Below are 5,735 nucleotides of genomic sequence, written 5' to 3'. Positions count from 1 at the left end.
ACTGCTCATGTCCGCGAGCTATCACGCTGGATTCACACAGTGAATCCTACAGTGCCCGATTTGTGCAACAAAGCCCCTTCAAACAGCCCTAGTGAGCAATGATTGGTCACTGAGTTTTAATGAAGTTCATCGCTTGCGCAAACAAATCCAGCAAGCATTTTGTGAATCAGTTGAAAAGCTTCCTGGACGTGTCGTTGGTTGTTTGAGGGACGATGAATCCGCACTTTTTGCGCTGCTTTGCATCACAGAGATCACGGATTACATGCCAATTAATCCAAATCTGTCAGATGCAGAAATTTTGAAGATTGTGCAAAATTCTGATGCAGACTGTGCAATACTTTCCAAAGACTTTGTCCAAGAGAAAAGCCCTGTTTTTCAAGCAATGGAGTTGTTGGATTGGGACGCCATTGTCGCCAAAGCATGGCAATTTATGAAAACAAAAAAAGTCCCTCTCAATGAGGTGAAACTCGAAAATGCGGGCAGATTAATCTTGCACACTTCAGGTTCTACAGGCCTGCCCAAACGTGTTCCGATCCAGATTGAAGCTATCAATGCATCTGCTAAGAGTATTGCGACAGGACATCAACTTTCATTAGATGACCATGCGTTAAATGCCCTTCCGACGTTTCATATCGGTGCCTTGGTTGATGTCTTGCTTGCACCTTGGACCACGAAGGGAGCTGTGTCGATCACAGACAAGCGCTCTCCCATGCAGCTTGCACAAGAGATCATTGCAAAGCGACCAACTTGGATACAAGTCGTGCCTACAATTTTGCGGCGAATGGTTGAGGATCTTGAGCCAGATGTGACGGCGGACGTGAGGACTTCTTTACGGTTCATCCGTAGTATTTCTGCTCCAGTTCCACCGGATTTGAAAAACGCTGCAGAAGCGCTGTTCGGATGCCCAGTTGTTGAAATGTATGGGATGACTGAAACCGCTGGTCAGATTGCAACGAATGAGCACGACCCAAAAAACACGAGAGTTGGCAGCGTTGGCAAACCTATTGGAGTCGATCTCGCTATTTTTGATGGTTTTGGAAATCCTGTTGAAACGGGCAAAACTGGCGAAGTTTGCGTTAAGGGTTCGAGCGTCTTTGAGGGTTACGAAGGAATGGCGAAGGAAGCCGTTTTCTTCGACGCTTGGTTTCGGACTGGCGATCTTGGCACATTGGACGAGGAAGGTTATCTCTATCTGCGAGGACGTTTGAAAGAGATGATTAATGTCGGAGGTGAAAAAGTCTCCCCTCATGAGGTGGAAACCGCGGCACTCACGATGCCAGATATCCTAGAAGCCGCTGCATATGCGTTACCTCATCCCACGTTGGGTGAAAGTGTCGGTCTGACGATTGCAACACGAAAACCTGTTCAAGAAGAACAAGTTAAGGCATTTTTGAAAACCCAGTTGATTGACTTCAAGTGTCCGAACGCGATTACTGTTTTGGACCAATTGCCGCGATTGGCGAATGCGAAGGTAGATCGCGTGCTTCTAAAGCGTGAAGGCATGCACGCACTGATGGCGCGCACAGGTGCTCATACAGCCGCAGATGAGCCGATGTCACCAATCGCCAAAACCGTATCGGCTCAGTGGATAAATATACTAAAATGCCGGCCTCCTTCGGGGCTTGATGATTTCTTTGATATGGGGGGGGACAGTTTAAGCGCGACGCAGCTTTTATTGAATTTAGAGATAGCTTTGAAACGCGATATTTCCCCAAATGAGCTATTTGAGAACCCTACGTTTTCCGGTCTCGTGGAGGCATTGTCGAAGACAACGCAAGGTAACGTACAAACTGAAGGTCGTGCTGTGCGGTTTGTGCGCCAAAACATGGCAGGTTGGCCGGGAAGCGCAATTCTTCCAGATGGCCTAATACATGGTATTGGAAGCTTGAGACCCGGCGCTCCTCTTTTTTGGGCCTGTCAGGACTCTGCTGAGGTTCAGTCCATCTCCGAAACGATTGGGCGCGACAGACCTCTCTATTTCTCAGGTTCACTTTTCAAGTTCCCGAACCGAAAGATTGCGGATTTTGAATTGCTGGCTCAGCAATTGGCAATGGAAATTGATACGCTTCAACCGAAAGGCGCACTGTCGCTTGGCGGTTTTTGTGGCGGTGCGAATGTAATGTTGCATACTGCCGAGCGTTTGCGCGATATGGGGCGTGACATACGCGTGCTTCTAAGCCTTGATTACTGGCCCGATCGTGTGGCCGCGTTTCCAACGATACATTGCATGTCGAGGTGCCCTAAGAATTCCGCGCGCATGAGGTTCCCTCGCTTTGATCTCGCGCTCGATGTCGTGCACCCAAGCGGATCACAAGTGATCGAGATCGACAGTGATCATCAATTTACGGCTGCTGATCTCAGTCCGCATGTGGCACAATTGATTGCAGCGATAGACGGTGTGACGCAGCTTCCGGAGCCGTCGATGCAGCGTCAGGGATATTGGGATTTTGAGAGCCGCCTAAAAGCTCCGAAAGCCGAAATCAGCATGCTTAGAGCCCCTAGGTTTTTTAAGAAAGGGAGCAATGGCGATGTCACAGTTATAGTCACCAACAAGTCTGATCAGATCTGGGAAAAGAGCAAACTAAGCGGGCTTAGCTTGCAAATTGATCTTGTAAATCTTGATGGGCATACGCGCAAATCCGGTGCTGGCTATGCCTTTTTGGATCGGTCCGTCGGCCCTAACGAGAGCATTGAAGTCGCGTTTAAGTTATCGTTTCCTAACAAACGCATTCCGGTCTGGATCTCTTGTTGTTTGGCCAGTCAGGGTCTCAGCCAGTTTCAATCGAAATTCAGCGGTGCGAAGCGAAAGCTGATCCTGCCAAGCCTGTAATCGAATGCCGATATGGATTTAACCGTCGATTGTAAGGACTACGCCCCTTGGCCATTTGTGTCCAAACATCATCGCATAATGCAGATTTGACGTGTCAATCTCAGGCTTTTGATCGGCGAGGATCCGGCTAAACGTGGAAATCATTGCGACGGCAAGTTGCTCGCCAATGCACTTGTGACGCCCCATGCCAAAACTGAAATCTTCGGCGGTTTCAGTGCTATCGTTAGCACTTGCGAGCGACAAAAAGACAGGTGTTCCAGCGGAAACCTTCTCACCACCAACTGTCATGTTTTGAGACGCAACCCGCGCAATAGTCTGGCCGGGAGTGTCTGAAGTAACGGTTTCACGCACATACTCTGCGTTGACGTCACCACCTACATTTTGCAAACGCATCATCACATTCGCGATTGCAGCTTCGACGTTCTCGACACCATCGGCTAGGATCAGCAATGCATTGTCGGCGATCAAAGTGTCTTTTTGTGTGCCGCCGAGATCTGGTAGGTCAGCAAGGTCAAGCAGTTTCAAAAGGCTGTCTGTTTGATCAGCGCGACGTTGGTGCAATGCAGCAATCAACTGGTGACGTGCATTCGCTAGCCCTACATTTGTCTGCTTAAACGTCTCGGCATCAGCGGCTGGCGCAAATAGTCGAAAAAGCGCGCCTGTAAATTGCTTCATGTCGTCGGGTGCAACATCGATCCCGACGAATTGTCCTATGACATCCACGACGAACTTGCGCGCAATCTCTTCGACTAACAAATGGGGTAAGGCTGGTGCGATGCCGTCGATATGTTTTTGGGCAATCGCTTCGATCTGATGTTCAAACGCGCGAAACCGTTCAAAGAAACACTTGCTTAACCATTTGCGAACCTCAACGTGGCGGGGAGCATCCAAAAACGGAGGTATATTTGCCGCCACTGATGCGGCCACGTATTTTTTAGTGTTCTTGGGGGCCAATGCGGAAAAGCGCGATGGTTGGTTCGAAAGCAGCTTGTTAGAAAAGGCGGCTTTCACATCATCGGCGCGCGTTAGTAAAAGCCCGCCAGAGGTGACGGGGCAGACAGGACGTTGAGCGCGCAAGTCTTTGGAAATCTCTTTGAAGGATGCGATCGTTTGAGCGTCAGTAAGATCGATAGGACCTTGGGCCAACAAGGTGTCAACTTGCTTAGCTGAGCGGCCCCCACCGACGGATTGCTTTAGCCACTGCAACATCATTTGCCTCCAAGTGCGCTTGAATAGATTGAATGTCATCTTTGCTTAACAGGTGGCCACAGGCCAGCTTTGCTAAGACCTCGATATCATAATAGCGCAACGCTGCCGATAAAATGTACACTTCGTCCGTCAGAACAGCCGTAGACGAAGGCGAGAGCATATCTGCAAGATTGTCACTGCCAAGACGAACTTGAATTCCCGCGGCACAGAGCTCAAGAACGCGTGCGATTGAATTTGTCGTCGGCGTCATAACGCCCCTTAACTGGCGCATTCCAATCGCAGCAGATGGACAACAAATCACGCCGACATTCGCACGCTTTAGACGCTCAACCAGTTTCTTCCATCGTTTATCTGAATACAGTGTTGGAGAAATCATGTGTACAACCCAGATTTTGGGCGCGTCAGGTGTTCCGTAGCGAACGCCATCGTTCTCTATCACATCAAGTAGCCGTTCAGTGCCGCGTTCATTGGGATGATTTGCTTGATCAGTATGGACTTGTAGATCAAGATTATGACGCATCGCGAGGTCAATCATAAGACTGCATGATGCCTCGTAACCAATATGATCAGGGTAGTCGAAGGTATCATCTCGTTCGGGCAAACAGCCAACAAAATTTGCGATCTTCGCACCTTCTTCAATCAGATCCCATCGTTCTGGGGCATCTTCGCGAAAGCCCAGCGGTGAATACACCGCGGCTCGAAATTCGATTTCATGCGAACGTTCTTGAGCGACGGCCAAAGCAGTTTCCAAAGCGCGCAATCCCAAACCATCTGCCGTGACATCAATGACGCTATCAGCGCGGCGCGTATTGCAGTCAACCATTTCATCGAGACTAAGGTTAAGGCGCGCAGTCAAGTTTTCGGTGGAATACCAAGGGCCTTGATGAATCCCCGAAATGAGGCTGTGTTTGTGACTCAAGGTGGAATGCGCAGCGCTTTCGCGTTCGCCGGTTTTTACGGTGTCTAAGGTATGAGACCGATCAAGGTGCAAATGCGCGTTGTGAAAGCCGCCGAGAGAGTTAACCCTATCACTCAGGTCTTTGTAAAAAATGGAGGCCACCATATTAGTTTTCCATAAATTGAGATACAAAATAACATTAATGGGGCTTTTGTACGGTATCAGTCGGTTTAGTTAAAGTTTGAAGAAGCTAGGCTGAACAGAGGTGGTCGTAGGGTAACAGCCATAATGCAGCATTTGGAAGCAAGGCGAACGTCCGCCAAGGAAACGCAGCATCGTGACGACGATACATTCGGTCAAGTGACCGGCAGCTAATTTGTGCTGCTAGGCACTAGGCATGGTTAGATCGACGTATTGAATAGCAGCACCTAAGCTAACTGGGGAGTGTCCGCTCTGGGGGAATCAATTATTTATCATTTTGGATTTTCTAACGTCGGCTTTGGGCCGATAGTGAAAATGTCCAAATCAGGTTCAGCCAAGGCAAAGTCGTTGGAAGCTCAGCGCTTCTTTCAGTACATGGCGAGCAAAGTGATCACTGACTTCGCTAACGAGGTCTCGTAAAGTCCAGCACCATCTATTTAAAAATGTGGGCTAGGTTGTGGGTCTAATAAATGCAAAACACCCGTATCTATCTGAAATTTTACAGTAAATATAGGTGAAATGGCGGAGACGAAGGGATTCGAACCCTCGAGACCCTTCCGGGCCTACTCCCTTAGCAGGGGAGCGCCTTCGACCACT

General features: G+C 49.1%; 3 protein-coding genes. 1 reads left to right on the top strand and 2 read right to left on the bottom strand.

The window, feature by feature from the left end:
• Positions 1–91: 91 nt before the first annotated feature.
• Positions 92–2,830: an AMP-binding protein gene (locus ACTG3Z_RS17400; RefSeq protein WP_439144264.1), complete on the top strand. Its 2,739-nt coding sequence runs from the start codon at positions 92–94 to the stop codon at positions 2,828–2,830.
• An 18-nt stretch (positions 2,831–2,848) separates the two neighbouring features.
• Here ACTG3Z_RS17400 and ACTG3Z_RS17395 read toward each other — a convergent pair whose 3' ends face one another.
• Both ACTG3Z_RS17395 and ACTG3Z_RS17390 read right to left on the bottom strand, forming a co-directional pair.
• Entirely contained in the window at positions 2,849–4,039 is a 1,191-nt protein-coding gene (locus tag ACTG3Z_RS17395; RefSeq protein WP_439144263.1) for a hypothetical protein, read from the bottom strand.
• The gene (locus tag ACTG3Z_RS17390; protein ID WP_439144262.1) at positions 3,993–5,102 is read right to left on the bottom strand and encodes a hypothetical protein; all 1,110 of its coding nucleotides are present in this window, start codon (positions 5,100–5,102) and stop codon (positions 3,993–3,995) included. The genes ACTG3Z_RS17395 and ACTG3Z_RS17390 overlap by 47 nt, the downstream gene beginning before the upstream one ends.
• Between the last annotated feature and the right edge of the window lie 633 nt (positions 5,103–5,735).

It is taken from the genome of Planktotalea sp. (assembly GCF_965659345.1).
In the GTDB taxonomy this organism is placed as follows: Bacteria; Pseudomonadota; Alphaproteobacteria; order Rhodobacterales; family Rhodobacteraceae; genus Planktotalea.
Note: the sequence above shows the minus strand (reverse complement) of the source record. Positions and strands in the feature narration are given on the sequence as shown.

Bases quoted from the DNA above. Each gene is read 5' to 3' on its own strand.
- ACTG3Z_RS17395 (WP_439144263.1), bottom strand. From the start codon at position 4,039: ATGTTGCAGTGGCTAAAGCAATCCGTCGGTGGGGGCCGCTCAGCTAAG.
- ACTG3Z_RS17390 (WP_439144262.1), bottom strand. From the start codon at position 5,102: ATGGTGGCCTCCATTTTTTACAAAGACCTGAGTGATAGGGTTAACTCT.